This window comes from Streptococcus caecimuris, from assembly GCF_943193075.1.
GTDB classification, from domain to species: domain Bacteria; phylum Bacillota; class Bacilli; order Lactobacillales; family Streptococcaceae; genus Streptococcus; species Streptococcus caecimuris.
In genome coordinates this window covers 1-17,532 of record NZ_CALPCT010000016.1, presented here as the reverse complement: position 1 = coordinate 17,532, position 17,532 = coordinate 1, and the positions used below count along the sequence as shown (strand labels likewise).

The 17,532-nt window shown below is 44.5% G+C and carries 11 protein-coding genes; 3 read left to right on the top strand and 8 right to left on the bottom strand.

Going from position 1 to position 17,532, the window contains the following annotated elements:
- Nucleotides 1-98: 98 nt before the first annotated feature.
- Entirely contained in the window at nt 99-3,035 is a 2,937-nt protein-coding gene (locus NFR56_RS07230) for an ATP-binding protein (RefSeq protein ID WP_251458377.1), read from the top strand.
- A 143-nt stretch (nt 3,036-3,178) separates the two neighbouring features.
- Here the strand turns inward: NFR56_RS07230 and hutG are convergent, their stop codons facing one another.
- The 8 genes from hutG to NFR56_RS07190 form a co-directional block, all read right to left on the bottom strand.
- Entirely contained in the window at nt 3,179-4,171 is a 993-nt protein-coding gene (gene hutG / locus NFR56_RS07225) for a formimidoylglutamase (RefSeq protein ID WP_024054987.1), read from the bottom strand.
- Between the two features lie 82 nt (nt 4,172-4,253).
- Nucleotides 4,254-5,795 carry a histidine ammonia-lyase gene (hutH, locus tag NFR56_RS07220; protein WP_251458376.1) on the bottom strand — a complete coding sequence of 514 codons (1,542 nt, stop codon included), beginning with the start codon at nt 5,793-5,795 and terminating at the stop codon, nt 4,254-4,256.
- Between the two features lie 217 nt (nt 5,796-6,012).
- On the bottom strand, nt 6,013-7,356 hold the full coding sequence (locus NFR56_RS07215; RefSeq protein ID WP_251458374.1) for an APC family permease: 1,344 nt from the start codon (nt 7,354-7,356) through the stop codon (nt 6,013-6,015).
- 21 nt (nt 7,357-7,377) lie between these two features.
- Nucleotides 7,378-7,956: a HutD/Ves family protein gene (locus NFR56_RS07210; protein WP_003013270.1), complete on the bottom strand. Its 579-nt coding sequence runs from the start codon at nt 7,954-7,956 to the stop codon at nt 7,378-7,380.
- Nucleotides 7,957-7,971: 15 nt separating this feature from the next.
- Nucleotides 7,972-9,645: a formate--tetrahydrofolate ligase gene (locus NFR56_RS07205; RefSeq protein ID WP_003008645.1), complete on the bottom strand. Its 1,674-nt coding sequence runs from the start codon at nt 9,643-9,645 to the stop codon at nt 7,972-7,974.
- 35 nt (nt 9,646-9,680) lie between these two features.
- Nucleotides 9,681-10,310, bottom strand: coding sequence for a cyclodeaminase/cyclohydrolase family protein (locus tag NFR56_RS07200; RefSeq protein WP_070466505.1), 630 nt, complete (start codon nt 10,308-10,310; stop codon nt 9,681-9,683).
- A 12-nt stretch (nt 10,311-10,322) separates the two neighbouring features.
- Nucleotides 10,323-11,222, bottom strand: a complete 900-nt coding sequence (ftcD, locus tag NFR56_RS07195; protein ID WP_118227864.1) for a glutamate formimidoyltransferase — start codon at nt 11,220-11,222, stop codon at nt 10,323-10,325.
- Nucleotides 11,223-11,305: 83 nt separating this feature from the next.
- On the bottom strand, nt 11,306-13,336 hold the full coding sequence (locus NFR56_RS07190) for a urocanate hydratase (RefSeq protein WP_049490357.1): 2,031 nt from the start codon (nt 13,334-13,336) through the stop codon (nt 11,306-11,308).
- Nucleotides 13,337-13,535: 199 nt separating this feature from the next.
- Here NFR56_RS07190 and hutI point away from each other — a divergent pair, with 199 nt between their 5' ends.
- On the top strand, nt 13,536-14,783 hold the full coding sequence (gene hutI, locus NFR56_RS07185) for an imidazolonepropionase (protein ID WP_118227865.1): 1,248 nt from the start codon (nt 13,536-13,538) through the stop codon (nt 14,781-14,783).
- Between the two features lie 291 nt (nt 14,784-15,074).
- Nucleotides 15,075-17,459, top strand: coding sequence for a phosphoketolase family protein (locus tag NFR56_RS07180; RefSeq protein ID WP_049517932.1), 2,385 nt, complete (start codon nt 15,075-15,077; stop codon nt 17,457-17,459).
- Nucleotides 17,460-17,532 lie beyond the last annotated feature (73 nt).

Genomic DNA, 17,532 nt, shown 5'->3' with positions numbered 1-17,532 from the left:
AAGAATCGTTCTCAGTCTCTTTTTATTTGGATAAATTACTTGCTAAAAGCCAACTTTTTTTTTATAGTATTAATATGAAGTTTTTGGAGGCGCTTGCAATGAAGAAAGATCTCACGTTAAAGTTATTTGGACCCCCTAAGGTTGTTTTCAATCAGAAAGATATTCGATTTTCTTTCTCGAAGATGGAGGCCTTGCTTTATTACTTGGCAGTCATGGGGCAAGTTAACCGTGATGAAATAGCCGGTATCCTTTGGGGAGATAAGGAAAACCAAGTGGCTCGCAAAAACTTACGGAATACGGTTTATCAGGCCAATAAAATTTTTGAGGGAGATATCATTGTCTCACCAAGCCGGAGTAGTTTGGCCCTTAATCCTGACTTGAATCTTTCGTTGGATGTTCAGCTCTTTGAAAGAGATCCACTAAGTGCCTTAGATCTCTATCGGGGAGACTTTCTAGAGGGCTTCTATGTCAAGGATGATGAAGACTTTGACCAGTGGGCTTCTCGCAAACGAGATGCTTATAGGAAGCTCTATGTCGAAAGTTGTTATCAAAAAATTGAGCAGGTCGGTTTTGCAGATCCTAGGATAGAACTCTTGCTCCATCATTTGGTAGAGTTGGATGAATTTGAAGAGAAAAACTACCAGCTCTTGATGGAGTATTATAGCTTCCATCATCAGCTAGGAAAATTTTTCGAGACCTATTATAAACTTGTCGATTTATTGGATCGCGAGCTCAGTGTGCGTCCCAGTCGAGCGATTGAGGAACTTTATCACTCCGTTTTGGAAGCTAAACGAACTCATAAACTGACCAATCGCTTGAATATCCGTGAACTTTCCTTTTTTGGCCGCAAACAAGAACTCTCACAACTCGAGGAATACCTTTCCTTAGTCGAGACGGGTGAAGCAGTAGGTCCTTTTCTCGTGATGGGGCAATCTGGGACAGGTAAGAAACGTCTGTTACGACAGTTGGTCTTGATGTCCAATCGCAGTATTAACTTTATCAAGGTTGAAGGAAAAGCTACTAGTCAACGCTACGAAGGAAGCAGCTGGAATGATCTCAAACAAGCGCTAGAGAAACTGGGAGATGAGATGGGGATTCCATTTCTGGAAGGGGAGGATGATCTCATTTCAGTGTGGAATCAGCTTCAAGGCCTTAGCAAAGAAAAACCGCTCCTGATTCTTCTTGAAAATGCCCAGTGGATCGATGCAGTGTCTCTAGAAAAAGTGAAACAACTAGAAGAGCGAAGAAATCAGGAGAAATGGCAACTAATTTTTACAGCGGAAGAGCCTCTACCAGATTTCTTTGTCCATTTCTTGGGGGGCTTGAAGGTAGAGAAACGCTTGTCTCAACTAGAGTTGACCAATTTTGAACCAAGTGAAAGTCGTGCTCTCTTGAAAGGGGAACTGGGAGCAATAGAGCCGGCCGTGATAGAGCAGATGGTCGAATGGAGTGAGGGCAGTCCCTTCTTACTATCCAGCTATATCGAAGAGTGGAAAGAAAATGAAAATTTAGAACCCTTGCCTGATATCATTCAAGCTTATCTTTCTCAGGAGCTTGGGGATATGAGCAGCGAGGAAGAGGCTCTTCTACACTACCTATCTTGTTTTCATAAGCCAATTTCTCTGTCTATCTTGGCGGAATTGACGGCTACAGAGCTTCCTGTTTTGACAGAATTAATCGAGCCTTTATCTGAAAGAGCGATCGTCTCAATCGTAGAAGAAGGAGAGGCTCTCATGGTTCAATTCTGCAAGCAATTGGTAGCTATGTACTTTTACCATCTTCTTTCGCCAGCTAGACGGCGGCTCTTCCACCAACAAATTGCGCAAAAATTGGAAGAAACTTTAGAAGATTCGACGGACCTTCTTCTTTATAAGGAAATTGCCTACCAATACAAGCAATCCCAAAATCTCCTGCGCTCCATATCTTTTGAGTTGACCTACTTAGAAGAAATCCTTCAGCTGGAGCATGAGCTGTTTCCGATTTATTCCAAGGTAGATGAGGGGTTCCTATCAGATGGTACAAATAGCCATTTGGACATTTTTGGAGAGCTATCCCGCATTCGCCAAGAATTAGATAACCTCTTTTCAAGGCACCAAAGAGATAGAGAATACAAGTATTTACAACTGCGTTACTTGTACTTAGAAGGTCGCTATTTTATTCGAAGTGGGGAGTATCAAAAGGGGATTCATGATATCCAAAAAGTCATCTCCTATGCGCGGGAACTGAAGCAATCCGACTTCCTCTTAGAGGGGTATCGGCAAATCATTTATTATTGCATTCAAACGGAAAATATCTCTGAGATGGCCTATTATACAGATTTGGCTTTGGAAGATGCCATCCAAGCTAATAATCATGAGGTCATCGCGATCCAGTTGCGTTTGAAAGGCTTGTATCACCTGATGGTTGGGGATGAGGAGCAGGCGACCCGGCATCTGTATCGCTCCATTGATTGCTTTAGTTTGACTAATAGCATGCAGACCAAGTATGCCATTCAAATTGCGGCTTCTTTGGCCTATCTCGCTGAAATCGAGCAAGTGAGAGGCCATTTCCAAGTAGCCGTCACCCACTTAGAAGAGGTTCTGCGTTTAGTGGGGGATCAAGCTGTTGATTCCGTCCGTGTCGTCTTTGATATTGATCTTGGGATCGCCTATTATTGGAAGGGAGATTTGATCCAAGCTCGCCTCTGTTTTGATAGAGCCCAGAAGATTTTATCCAGTGTTCGATTCCCTTGGAAGGAAGAATTGCTCGAATTTTACCAATCCTTGATTGCTTGTCAGCAAGGGGATCAGGAGAAGGTTGCGGCTTATCTGGCTCGAAAAGAAAGGACGATGAATCCATCTGCCAATTCGCGGGATAAGGGGATGGTTCATTATCTATTAGCTTTCTTATCTGATCAAAAGGAGAAGGGAGAAGAGCTCGCTCCTGCCTTGAGTACCTTCTTGAAAGAAGATAAGAATTACTACAAGAAGGTAGCAGAGCAACACTTGAATCCCTACAGAGATCGTCAGTTTCTTAAGAAATTAAAAGACCTGTAGTGTCTCTTGCCTAAATCATAAGAGAAGGCTAAGTGGCCTGTCCTCTTTTCAGGCAAAGATCATTGTGTCTGAAAATGAAGAAAAAGCATAGAAATACCCTAGTAATGGGTGTTTCTATGCTTTTTATGTGTGTAGAAATCTTCTTAGTTCAGTTTTTGTTGCGCCAATATTTGGGTCAAGTAAAAGATAAAGGTCGCAGCAAGATTTGAAGTATGATTGTCAATGTCATGAGGAGGAGAAACTTCCACGACATCAAATCCGATTAGCTTACCACTAGCAGCAATGTGTTGGAGAAGCAGGAGGGCTAGTTTAGGATCGACACCAAGTGATTGGATGGCGCTAACACCTGGAGCAGAACCGACCGCAAAGCAGTCCATATCGATAGACAGATAGATTGCGGTTTGGTTTTCTAAAAATTGATCGATTCGATCCAGAATGGCTTGGTGGCTCATCTGGAAGAGATCTTGGCCAGTTAAAAAATCAATGCTTGGTGTTTTAGCAACGTAATTAAAGAGGAAGAGGTTGTTATTGTGCTCTTGGATCCCCAGGATGAGGTAAGGGAAGTCCTGACCTTTTTCTTTCGCATGATCAGCCATTTGACGAAAACCTGTTCCAGAATTGGGACCGGTTTGGTCGTAAGGTCGCAAATCAAAGTGGGCATCCAGATTGATCACAGCCAGTTGTTCATCTTTTTCTAAACTGGATTGAATCCCTAGATAGTGGCCGTAAGCAGTTCCGTGACCGCCTCCTAGGACAATGGGTTGGATCCCTAATTGGTACATGCGCTGGATCGCTTGTGAGAGACTTTCTTGGAGTTCTTCTAGTGAATGGTTAGGCCCGTCAATATTTCCCACATCATACACTGTCACATTGGTTCCCCAGTGCCATGGAAGTTTAGCGATTTGAGAACGGATGGCTGTAGGACCCTCGACTGCTCCTACACGCCCATTATTGATATAGACTCCTTTGTCGCTCTTAAAGCCGATGATCCCAAAGGTCATCCCCTCAAATGGAGTGAGGGTCTCGTCGTTTAGGTCTAAAAATTTGGTGACCATTCCCCATTTGGCCGTGTAGGGATTGTCCTCGATGCTACCTTGGTAGTAGCTGTAGGTCATTGGATAGTAGTTTGTGAGCAAGCTTGTCGCCTCCCTTATTTTTCTGAAAGCAGGCAGAGGCTGAGAAGATCGCCAGCCTCTGTTTTGCTTTATTCTTACTGTATCAGTATTGAATGCTTAAGTCAACTGCTTTTTCGATGGTTGCTAAGAATTCTTCGCTTTCGACAACAGCAGATGCTTTATTAAGTTCTTCAAAGATTTCGATATCTTTGTCAAATTCAATGAAGTTCAGTTTTTGACGAATCAGCTCATAAGCTGGTTTTGTACCTTTACCAAGTTCATGATTTTCTGGCTTGAGATCCAAAGCTTGGCAAGCTGCCATGATTTCAGTAGCAACGATGCGACGTGAGTTTTTAAGAATTTCTGCTGCTTTACGAGCGGCAGTCGTTCCCATGCTGACGAAATCTTCTTGGTTTTCACAAGATGGAATAGAATCGACACTAGCAGGGTGAGCCAAAATTTTATTTTCCGATGCAAGGGATGCACAAGCATACTGGGTAATCATGAAGCCTGAGTTGAGTCCAGGGTGTTTGACCAAGAAGGATGGTAATTTACTGAGTTGGCTGTTGACCAAGCGTTCCACCCGACGTTCAGATACGTTCCCAATTTCAGAAAGGGCAATGCCTAAGAAGTCAAATGGTTGCGCCATTGGTTCACCGTGGAAGTTACCTCCTGAGATGACGTGTCCTTCTTTGGTAATGATTGGGTTATCTGTGACAGAGTTGATTTCGATTTCAACTTTTTCTTTTACGTAAGCAATAGAATCCTTGCTGGCTCCATGTATTTGAGGGATACAGCGAAGTGTATAAGGATCTTGGACCCGTTGTTGAGTCGCAACAGTGGTATTCTTGCTTCCTTCAAGAAGGTTACGGATGTTGCGAGCAGTTGCCAATTGTCCACTTTGAGGACGGATAGTATGGAGGTCTTCTTCGAATGGACTGGTAATCCCATTGTGGACTTCCATTGAGAGAGCACCGGCAATGTCAGACAGTTTGAGCAGTTGGATACCATCATAAGTCGCAAGAGCACCGATACCCGTTAGGACGGTCGTACCGTTGATCAAGGCAAGCCCTTCTTTGGCAGCCAATTGGATCTTTTCAATACCAGCACGATCTAAGGCTTCTTGGCCACTGAGAAGTTCTCCTTTGTAGTAGGCGCGTCCAAGACCTAGCATTGGTAAAACCATATGAGCAAGTGGTGCTAAGTCTCCAGAAGCTCCGAGAGAGCCTTTTTCAGGAATATAAGGAGTGACTCCTTTATTGAGCAATTCCAACAGTTTTTCAACAGTTGACAGACGAATGCCAGAATAGCCTTTCAAGAGCGAGTTGATACGGATCAGCATGATGGCACGAACGGCATCTTCAGGAAGTGGATCACCGAAACCAGATGAGTGTGTTCGGATCAAGTTTTCTTGCAGTTGAACAGTATCTTCTGGAGAGATGCTGACATTACAGAGGGAACCAAAGCCAGTGGTCACACCATAGACAACTCGTTTTTCACGGACGATATCATCGACAATTTTACGGGATGCGACGACAGCTTCTTTTGCTTGTTCGTCAAGCTCACATTGGGCACCATGGCGAGCTACAGCGATGACGTCTTCGAGTGTTAAGCTATTGCCGTCTAAATGAATCAATTGAGTCATATAAAACCTCCGATTATGAATAATTGTTCTGTGGAAGTAGATGTGTATACTTCAGTTTGAATACCAAACATGAGCCCATTGTCTATTGATCTTAAGAAGTTTGAGAAGAGTCTTAGAGAAAAGGGCCCAGGTTTGACATTCGTGGAGTCCTAGATGGGGTAGGGAGCAAAACCGAGCTTCGCTCCCGTCTCTGTTCCCATCTACTGTGTAAAGAAAATTAGTGAGGAAGGACTTTAGATTTGTGTAGTTTATCACCGTGGAAAACAAAGTAGAGTCCACTTGCGATCACGAGACCGATGGCACCCCAAACAAAGTTCATCATGTTGTCCCCTGCAATCATCAAGATACTGATGACAACAGCTAGAACTGGGATAACGGGACCAAATGGTACTCGGAAGGTAACCTTTTTGTCTGGGTACATTTTTCTGAGTTTGATAGCTGCCAAAGCAGTTGGAATGTATTGGAAGAAACGGAAGACAACACTGAAGGTTGCTAATGATTCGAAAGAGCCAGATAACAAGAGTAAGAAAGCGAAGATACCAGAGATGATAATGGCAATGACAGGGGCATTCTTAGAGTTTGTTTTTCCAAGCCCTTCTGGCAAGAGTTTTTCAGTTGCTAATGCGGCACCAAAACGAGGGACCATGATGGATTCACCGATGTTTAGACCGGCGATTGAAATGAGGGCTCCGTAAGAAACAAGTGGAGCTCCGATAGGGCCAATCATTTCGACAAATGCATCTTGTACTGGTGCACCAGTTTGCATAATGCGACCACCAAGCATGGCGATTGTTCCTGCGATGATCAACATGTAGAGAACAGATACAATACTGATAGAACCTAGAATAGCGCGGGGAACGTTCTTTTCAGGGTTGCGCATTTCCCCTGCAACGATAGACATGGTTTCAAATCCGATGAAACCGTAGAAGATGTAGACGGCTGTACTAGAAATAGAACTGAAGAGGCTTGTTCCACTTTCCAATTGAAGGAAAGGTGTGAAGTTGCCCTTGCTCACCCCACCGGAAATGAAGAAGATGGCAAAGAGTGAGAAGAGGACAATTGGAATTAATTTTGCAACGGTAGCTGTCAGAGTAAACATCTTAGAGGTTTTCAGACCAGCAATGTTCATCAGACTCAAGAGAATCAGCATACCGATACTGATCGGAAGGTTGTAGCCTTCAAATGCTGGGAAGGTGATGATGAAGATCTTAGCAAAGCCGGCTAACATGGCAGCCCAAGCGATAACAGTAACGGCCCAACCGAGAATCCCAACGTTAAAGCCAACGAAGTCTCCGAAAGCGGCTTTTGAGTATTGCATGGCTCCACCGTTTTTGTCGAAGTAGCCAGCTGTTTCAGCCAGACAGGCTGATAGTAGCATGACGAGAATAGCAACCCCGAACATGACAGCTAGAGAAGCTGGTCCGAGGCCAGAATAAATTTTTTGAGGGAGGAGAAAGATACCAGATCCGATGACGGCGTTGATACCGTAAAGAGTGGCACCGCTAAAGCTGAATTTCGCTTTTTCTTGTTCCTCAATCGACTGTTTATGTGCTCCGTTCATAATGTTTCTCCTTTGTGAACATTATTGTAGTCCAGTCCAGATAGCAATCGGTTGCTCCCCAGACTGATGGGGTAAAAACGTGATTGTCATCTCTTGAAGAGGAGATGCTTGTTCGATCACCAGGAGCTCGTGAGTTTGGAGGGTTTGAGAATGATTGGTTCCCCATTCGAGTGTTAGTGGACAGAGAGCGTAGATCAATTGATAGCGACTCTGACTTTTGACACTCTCTTTTGGGGATATAGCACTCATATGCCCCTGATAAGAAGGTTTGTAAATCAAATTAAAGTCTTGACAAGTCCCTTGGCTAGATACAGGATCTCCCCCATCAAAGAAGTAGCTTTGAAAGGGGTTCAAAACCACTTCTTTATGGTGATGGGTGAGCCTAATGGAGGCATTCAAGGGCATCAAGATTCGGTGGTAGCCGGTAAGATCGGTAAAGTTACTTTTTTCAACCTCTACCGTTGCAGTAGAGAGGCGGAAGTCAAAGGTCCGATCTGGATAGCTTCCTCCCTCTGGGGAGAGAAAGAGTTGGGTGGTTTGGCCACCGGACCAGGTAGAAATTTGATAATCTGCGGGGGTAAGATGAAGGAGAGTCACCATAGGACGCCTTCTTTCTTAAAAGAGACCAGTGATATTGCCGTGGGCATCGATATCAATCTTTTCACTGGCAGGAACTTTAGGTAGGCCAGGCATGGTCATAATGGTACCAGTGAGAGCTACAATGAAGCCAGCTCCGGCAGCCACCTTAAGATTACTGATTTTAACAGTGAAGTCTTTTGGTGCTCCCATCTTCTTCGCATCATCTGAGAAGGAATATTGGGTTTTGGCCATACAGATTGGGTAGTTTGAGAAGCCCAGAGCTTCCAATTCTTTGAGTTCGCGCTTGGCCGCTGGTGTTAAGCTGATGCCTTTACCACCATAGACTTTTGTGACGATCTTGGTCAATTTTGTTTCAATGCTGTCTTCTTCATCATAGACATAAGAGAAGTGGTTTTCTTCTTGAGCCAGTTGAATGACTTTTTCAGCCAAGTCACGACCACCAGCTCCACCTTTTGCCCAGACATCTGAAATGACCACATCTACATTGCGTTTCTTACAAGATTCATAGACAGCTTCTAGCTCAGCTTCTGTATCCAGCGGGAATTTGTTAATGGCAACGACCACAGGTAGTCCATAGACTTCTTGGATGTTGGCCAAGTGTTTGTCTAGGTTTGGTAGTCCATCAATAACGGCTTGGACATTTTCAGTAGCCAGGTCCGCTTTAGCAACTCCACCATGCATCTTGAGAGCACGGATGGTTGCGACGAGGACAACGGCAGCAGGTTTGAGCCCGGCCATGCGGCACTTGATATCGATGAATTTTTCAGCACCGAGGTCTGCTCCGAAGCCAGCTTCTGTCACGACATAGTCTGCATATTTGAGGGCTAGTTTAGTAGCCAGCACACTGTTACAGCCATGAGCAATATTGGCAAATGGTCCGCCGTGGATGATGGCAGGAGTATGCTCCAAGGTTTGCACCAAGTTTGGATGAATGGCATCTTTAAGGACGGCAGCCATAGCACCGCCCGCTTTGAGGTCTTTGGCTGTCACTGGTTGTCCTTGGTAGTTGTACCCAATGATGATGCGATCGAGGCGTTCTTTGAGGTCAAGGATATTTTCTGAGAGACAGAGAATGGCCATGATTTCAGAAGCCACGGTGATGTCAAAGCCATCTTCACGAGGAACCCCGTTTGTTTTTCCTTGAAGGCCGTCGACAATATGGCGGAGTTGACGGTCGTTCATGTCGACCACCCGTTTCCAGGTGATGCGACGAGAATCGATGCCCAACTCATTGCCATGATGGATGTGGTTGTCAATCAAGGCTGCAAGCAAGTTGTTGGCAATCCCAATGGCATGGAAGTCTCCGGTAAAGTGAAGGTTGATATCTTCCATTGGAACCACTTGGGCGTACCCGCCACCGGCAGCTCCACCCTTGATCCCAAAGACAGGGCCAAGAGAAGGCTCGCGCAAGGCAATGACGGCTTTTTCACCAATAGCTGAAAGAGCATCGACCAAGCCAACAGAGGTGGTTGTCTTTCCTTCTCCAGCAGGTGTTGGTGAGATGGCTGTCACGAGGATCAGCTTTCCATCTTCCTTATCCTTGAGTTGTTCCAGTTGGTTGCTATCAATTTTTGCCTTGTATTTTCCGTAGAGCGAAATGTCGTCTTCAGTCAATCCAAGTTCAGCAGCGATATCGGTGATGGGCTTCATTTGGACAGAATTGGCAATTTCAATATCCGATAAAACCATAGAATCCCTTCTTTCTTTATTTTTATTTGCTAGGTTTAAGATAGACTTTCTAAAATGGTTTGGTAAATATTATCTGCAAGATCAGAACCGGTTTGGAGAAGTTTGAGTCCCTTGCCGTGGTATTCTTGGATGAAGTCTTGGTCCTTGATTCCTGAAATGTTGATCAAGACATTGAGCCAAGCACCTTGAAGGCCAGCTTTAAGATTCAGAGCAGCTACCCCTAGGTCACTAGCCGCATTGGTGTTGGACTTGCCAACAGCTTCTTTGGTGGTTTCAAGAGCTTCAACGATGAGTTCCATCATAGAGAAAGGAGATACTGTCGCATGTTTCAGAGCTTTTTGCATGGCTTCACGACGAGCAGCTTTCTCTTCTTCGGTTTCTTTTGGAAGATCAAAGACAGCTGATACGACGTTGAAAGCTTCTGTATCCTTGTCGATGGCTTCTAGTAATTGGTCTTGGAGTTGAGCGCTTTTTTCATGAACCCCTTTGATATGGTCTTCAAATTCTGCGTATTTTTTCTTTCCAATGGTCAGTTCACAGACCATTTTTGTAAGGGAAATCCCATTCGCAGCAGATAGAGCAGCAGCAGAACCACCACCTGGAGCTGGAGCATCTGAACCAAGAACTTTGGCAAACTCCGTAATACTTAAGTCAACTAGTTTCATAGAACTCCCTTTCTAACCCAACAAGTGATTTTCCAAGACTTGTTTGCTGTAGTCAAAGTCTTCTAATTGCAAGTAGTATTCAGCAGAGTCGATCAAAGCCTTAGCAGGAGCCAGTCCGATAAGTTCTGTTCCGATGATGCGAACACCGTAACGTTGTGCTTCGAAACGAACGGTTTCCACAACACGATACAATGGGAATTGTTCCAAGTTGACCATGTTGATGGAGACTTGGGCGATGTTGCGATCTTCTAGCATGACACCGATCGCTTTACAGTATTTGTATCCACCGCTTGATCCACGAATGATTTTAGAAATCTTATTGGCAATCTCTAGGTCGTCTGTATCAAGGTTGATATTGAAAGCAACGAGTGGCATCCGGACACCGACAGCTGTAACCCCTGCAGTTGGGTGAATCTTGCGTTCACCGTAGTCTGGCTTCCAGTCTTCTTCCAACAATTTTTCTGGCATTCCTTCAAATTGTCCTTTACGCACTTTAGCCAAGTTCTTCCGTTCTGGGCGAGTTGCAGCATCTTCGTAAAGGAAGATTGGAATACCTAATTCACGATTGATGCGTTCGGCCACTTTATTAGCAATCTCAACGCATTCAGCTGTAGTGATATCTTTAACGGGAACGAATGGACAAACGTCTGTTGCCCCCATACGAGGGTGTTCGCCTTCGTGCTTGGTCATATCAATGTTTTCAGAAGCGTATTTCACCAATTGGAAAGCCACTTCTTGAATGCTTTCTTCATCCCCAACGAGTGTAAAGACGCTGCGGTTGTGACTGGTGTCAGACGAGTAGTCTAGTAAAGTGACACCTGGAATACTTTTTGCTGTTGCTGCTAATCCGTCGATCACAGCTTGATTGCGTCCTTCAGAGAAGTTTGGAATACACTCAACAATTTTTGCCATATGATTACCTCTTTTTATAGGAGAAGTTGGGGAGGAGGAGTCTTTGCATTTTCCTCCCCTTTCTCAGTTTTTATTTTTTGATGTTAAAACAATTTTTGAACGGCTTCTTTGACCAAATCTTCATCTGCCAGATACGGAATGGTGATGTGGTCTGTTCCTGCATGGAGACGGTTGTACTCGATCGCTGTTTCAATGGCATGGTTATTCCGTGCCCAGTTCCGACGAGCAACCCCACCCATAGTGTCCCAGGCAATGGCAGACTTGATGATTTCATCGATCCGGTGGCTACCGTCTAGGACGAGACCAAATCCACCGTTGATAGCTTTACCGATACCAGTACCACCACCGTTGTGGAGAGCGACGAGACTCATACCTCGAGCAGCGTTACCAGCGTAACATTGAACCGCCATGTCACAAGTGACGTTCGAACCATCTTTGATGTTTGATGTTTCACGGAATGGAGCATCTGTACCAGATACGTCGTGGTGGTCACGTCCGATCATGACCGGTCCGATCTTGCCTTGGCGAATGAGTTCATTGAATTTCAAAGCAATGTTGACACGGCCCATGCAATCTTGATAGAGGATACGTGCTTGTGTACCAACCACCAGTTGGTTCTTTTCCGCATCGCGAATCCAGTTGTAGTTGTCGCGGTCTTGGTAGCGACGAGTTGGATCGATCGCTTCCATGGCTGCATGGTCAGTTGCAATCAAGTCTTCGTGTTTACCGCTGAGGCAGACCCAACGGAATGGACCATAACCATAGTCAAAGAGCATAGGTCCCATGATATCTTCTACGTAAGATGGCCAAATGAAGCCGTCTTTGTCATCCAAGCCATTCTTAGAAATTTCCTTGATGCCTGAGTCGTAAACAGATTTCATGAAGGCATTACCGTAGTCGAAGAAGTAAGTACCTTTAGCTGTCAAGGCTTTGATCACTGCAAAGTGACGAGCCAAGGTTTCATCAACCAAACGGCGGAAGGTTTCTTTGTCTTCTGCCAGCAAACGTGTCCGTTCTTCAAAACTAATGCCAACTGGGCAATAGCCACCATCATAAACGTTGTGGCAAGAGGTTTGGTCAGACAAGAGATGAACATGGACTTGGTGTTCGTTGACATATTCGAGCAAGTCTACGATATTACCATGGTAGGCAATCGAAGTGGATTCACCAGCTTCCAGTGCTGCTTGAGCTAATTTCACAGCTTCTTCGGCACTGTCTGTCACTTGGCTAATCCAGCCTTGAGAGTGACGAGTTTCGATCCGAGAGCGGTCCACTTCAGCGACGATGGCCACCGCTTTTGCGATTTCAGCTGCTTTCCCTTGAGCTCCGCTCATTCCACCGAGACCAGATGAAATAAAGAGTTTACCGGTCAAGTCGCCATCATCAGGCACACCGAGTTTGAGACGACCAGCATTGAGAAGGGTGTTGAAAGTACCGTGAACGATCCCTTGTGGACCGATGTACATCCAGCCACCAGCCGTCATCTGACCGTAGTTGGTCACTCCCATCTCTTCAGCAATTTCCCAGTCGCGCATGTTGTCATACTCACCGATCAAGAGACCGTTGGTAATGACGACACGAGGAGCTTCTGGTTTCGATTTGAAGAGGCCAAGAGGGTGACCAGATTCAACCACCAAGGTTTGGTCTTCTGTCATGACTTCCAAGTATTTCTTGATCAAGTTGTATTGCATCCAGTTGGCACAGACAGATCCTGTTTCCCCATAAGTGACCAATTCATATGGATAAAGAGCAATTTCAAAGCTCAAGTTGTTGTCAATCATGACCTGCATAGCCTTAGCAGCTGTGCATTTTCCTTTGTACTCATCGATTGGTTTTCCGTAGATCCGATCTTTTGGACGGAAGCGATAGCCATAGATCCGACCGCGAGTTCTCAGTTCTTCCAGAAATTCTGGGATCAACTCTTGGTGGAATTTTTTAGGAATGTAACGCAAAGCATTTTTAAGGGCAATTTCAGTCTGAGCTTGCGTTAAGCGGAAGCCTCTATCAGGTGCACGACGGATGCCTTCTTGAAAAGTCGCCTTTTCAGGTAGGACATCAAAGTCAAGTTTGACAGACATAGCAGCTGCAATTTCTTTCTCGTCTATAAATGACATAGCAGAACCCTCCTTATAGTTGGACTGTGAATTTATATTTTCTTTATTGTATCGAAGAAACGTCAATAAAGAGTCAAAAAAAAATATAATTTTTAATAAAGCAAAAAAAAATGAGGGAAAAACTTTTTGACTTTTTTTTGACGCTTTTCCTGTAGAATTGTAAAATGAATAACAATGGAAATAGAAAGGAATGTTTCATATGTCTGCTGATATCCTATTAACCCACTTTAACCAATTGTTTTGTCCGAATGATCTAGGTCATCCTCTCTATGGCAAGGAGATGGCAGAGGCAAAAATTCTTTCCGATGCTTATATCGCCATTAAAGATGGAAAGATTCTTGCAGTTGGGACAGGTCAACCAGATCCAGAACTGATTGATGACCATACGGAAGTGAAATCCTGTGAAGGAAAAGTTGCGACTCCTGGCCTGATTGACTGCCACACCCACTTGGTCTATGGAGGCAGTCGTGAACATGAATTTGCGAAAAAGTTAGCAGGTGTTTCTTACTTAGACATCCTCGCTCAAGGCGGTGGAATTCTGAGCACGGTTCGGGCGACACGAGAAGCTTCCTTCGATAATCTCTATGACAAGTCCGAACGACTGTTGGATTACATGTTGCGTCATGGGGTGACTACTGTCGAAGCCAAGAGTGGCTATGGTTTGGATTGGGAAACTGAAAAACGCCAACTAGATGTAGTAGCTGCCTTGGACCGGGATCATGAAATTGATCTGGTATCAACCTTTATGGCAGCCCATGCGATCCCAACAGAATACAAGGGCCGTTCCCAAGAATATTTAGATCTCATTGTGGAGCAAATGCTTCCCAAAGTGAAGGAAGAAAAGCTAGCTGAGTTCTGTGATATTTTCTGTGAAAAAGGTGTCTTTACAGCAGATGAATCCCGCTATCTTCTTTCTAAAGCTAAGGAGATGGGCTTCAAACTGCGGATTCATGCCGATGAAATCGAATCCATTGGTGGTGTTGACGTGGCGGCTGAATTGGAATCTACTAGTGCAGAACACTTGATGGTGATTACGGATGAAGGGATTCAAAAACTAGCAAAAGCCAAAGTTATCGGCAATCTGTTGCCTGCTACAACCTTCAGCCTCATGGAAGATACCTATGCACCGGCTCGTAAGATGTTGGACGCTGGGATGGCTATCACCCTAACAACGGACAGCAACCCAGGGTCTTGTCCAACAGCCAATCTCCAGTTTGCCATGCATCTGGGTTGCTTCATGATGCGCCTAACTCCAGTAGAAATTCTCAATGCGGTGACCATCAATGCAGCCTATTCAGTTGATCGTGCTAAAACAATCGGCTCTTTCGATGTTGGCAAACAGGCTGACATTACCATCTTTGATGCACCAAATCTAGATTATCTCTTCTATTTCTTTGCGACAAATCTCGTGACAGATGTCTACAAGAAAGGTCAAAAAGTCATTTAACCGACTCCATTTCATTTGGGACTTTGCTCGTTTGCAAAAATCAGCAAAGTCTTTTTTTAAAACCTATCCCTGTAGGGAATAGGACCACTTTAGTAGAAAATTAAAATTTGATGTTCAAAGAATATTTTTCTTACTTTCTAATGTACAAAAAGGGAAATTCTTGATAGAATAGAAGTAATATTGAATATTTTCTTCAATATCATCTGTTTGACTGGAAAACAGATTGTTTAAATTATTCATCAAACGTACAGGTTGTCCAACAGACCTGTCTAGAAATTGTGAGGAGACAAGATGACTGTCGATTATAACAGCAAAGCTTACTTGGATAAAGTAGACGCTTGGTGGCGTGCAGCCAACTACATTTCAGCTGCTCAAATGTACTTGAAAGATAACCCATTGTTGAAGCGCGAAGTCGTTGAAAATGACTTGAAAGCTCACCCAATCGGACACTGGGGAACTGTACCAGGGCAAAACTTTATCTATGCTCACTTGAACCGTGCCATCAACAAATACGACTTGGATATGTTCTACATTGAAGGACCAGGTCACGGTGGACAAGTAATGGTATCAAACTCATACTTAGATGGTTCTTATACTGAATTGAATCCAAACATCCCTCAAAATGAAGAAGGTTTCAAACACTTGTGTAAGATCTTCTCATTCCCAGGAGGAATCGCTTCTCACGCGGCGCCTGAAACACCAGGATCTATCCACGAAGGTGGAGAACTTGGTTATGCCCTTTCTCACGCTGCAGGTGCTGTATTGGATAATCCAGATGTGATTGCTGCCACAGTTATCGGTGATGGTGAAGGTGAAACAGGTCCATTGATGGCAGGATGGTTGTCAAATACCTTCTTGAACCCAGTCAATGATGGGGCTATCCTTCCAATCTTCTACCTCAACGGAGGGAAGATCCACAACCCAACCATCTTCGAACGCAAAACAGACGAAGAATTGGCCCTCTTCTTTGAAGGTCTTGGTTGGAAACCAATCTTTGCGAATGTCACTGCAATTTCAGAAGACCACGAAGCTGCACACGCTTTGTTCGCTGAAAAATTGGATGAAGCAATTGAAGAAATCAAGAAAGTCCAAGCAGAAGCTCGTAAAGGTTCTGCTGAAGAAGCAACTCAACCAGTATATCCTGTCTTGATTGCTCGTATTCCTAAGGGTTGGACTGGTCCAAAAGCATGGGAAGGAACACCAATCGAGGGTGGATTCCGTGCGCACCAAGTTCCAATCCCAGTAGATGCTCACCACATGGAGCATGTCGATGCCCTTCTTTCATGGTTGGAATCTTACCGTCCAGCTGAATTGTTCGACGAAACTGGTAAACTAGTTCCTGAAATTGCTGAAATTGCACCAAAAGGTGACCGTCGAATGGCTATGAACCCAATCACAAATGCTGGTGTGATCAAACCAATGAACACAGCTGATTGGAAGAAACATGCCCTTCAATTCAACACACCAGGTGAAATCATGGCTCAAGACATGATCGAATTTGGTAAGTATGCGGCAGACTTGGTAGATGCGAACCCAGATAACTTCCGTATCTTTGGTCCAGACGAAACCAAATCAAACCGTCTTCAAGAAGTCTTCACTCGTACAAGCCGTCAATGGTTAGGACGTATGAAACCAGACTACGATGAAGCCTTGAGCCCTGCTGGTCGTGTCATTGACTCTCAATTGTCAGAGCACCAAGCAGAAGGTATGCTTGAAGGATATGTCTTGACAGGTCGTCATGGATTCTTTGCTTCTTACGAATCCTTCCTTCGTGTCGTGGATTCTATGATTACTCAACACTTCAAATGGTTGCGTAAGTCTAAGACACATACAACATGGCGTAAAAACTACCCAGCCTTGAACTTGATTGCAACTTCAACTGTCTTCCAACAAGACCACAATGGTTACACTCACCAAGATCCAGGTATCTTGACTCACTTGGCAGAAAAAACTCCTGAATATATCCGCGAGTACTTGCCAGCAGATACCAATAGCTTGCTTGCGGTGATGGATGAAGCTTTCAAGGCAGAAGATATGATCAACTTGATCGTTTCTTCTAAACACCCACGTCCTCAATTCTACTCAGCAGCTGAAGCAGAAGAATTGGTTCGTGAAGGATACAAGGTGATCGATTGGGCATCAACTGTTTCAGCAGATGAAGAGCCAGATCTTGTTATTGCAGCTGCAGGTACAGAGCCAAACTTAGAAGCTCTTGCAGCTATCACAATCTTGCACAAAGCCTTCCCAGAATTGAAGATCCGCTTTGTCAACGTTGTGGATATCTTGAAATTGCGTCACCCATCCGTTGATGCGCGTGGACTTTCAGATGAAGAATTTGACAAAGTCTTCACAACTGATAAACCAGTTATCTTTGCCTTCCATGGTTACGAAGGCATGATCCGTGATATCTTCTTTAACCGTCACAATCATAACCTTCGTGTACATGGTTACCGTGAAAACGGGGATATCACCACACCATTTGATATGCGTGTGATGTCTGAGTTGGATCGCTTCCACTTGGCACAAGATGCAGCTAATGCAGCTCTTGGAGAAGCAGCAAGCGCATTTGCAGCGAAGATGGATGAAACAATCGCCTTCCACCATGACTACATCCGTGAAAACGGAGACGACATTCCAGAAGTTCAAAACTGGAAATGGGAAAACGTGAATAAATAAGAAAAGAGAGTGGGACAGAAATCGGTAATTCGTTAGAATTCGATTTCGTCGTCCCACCTCCGCACAGTTGAGT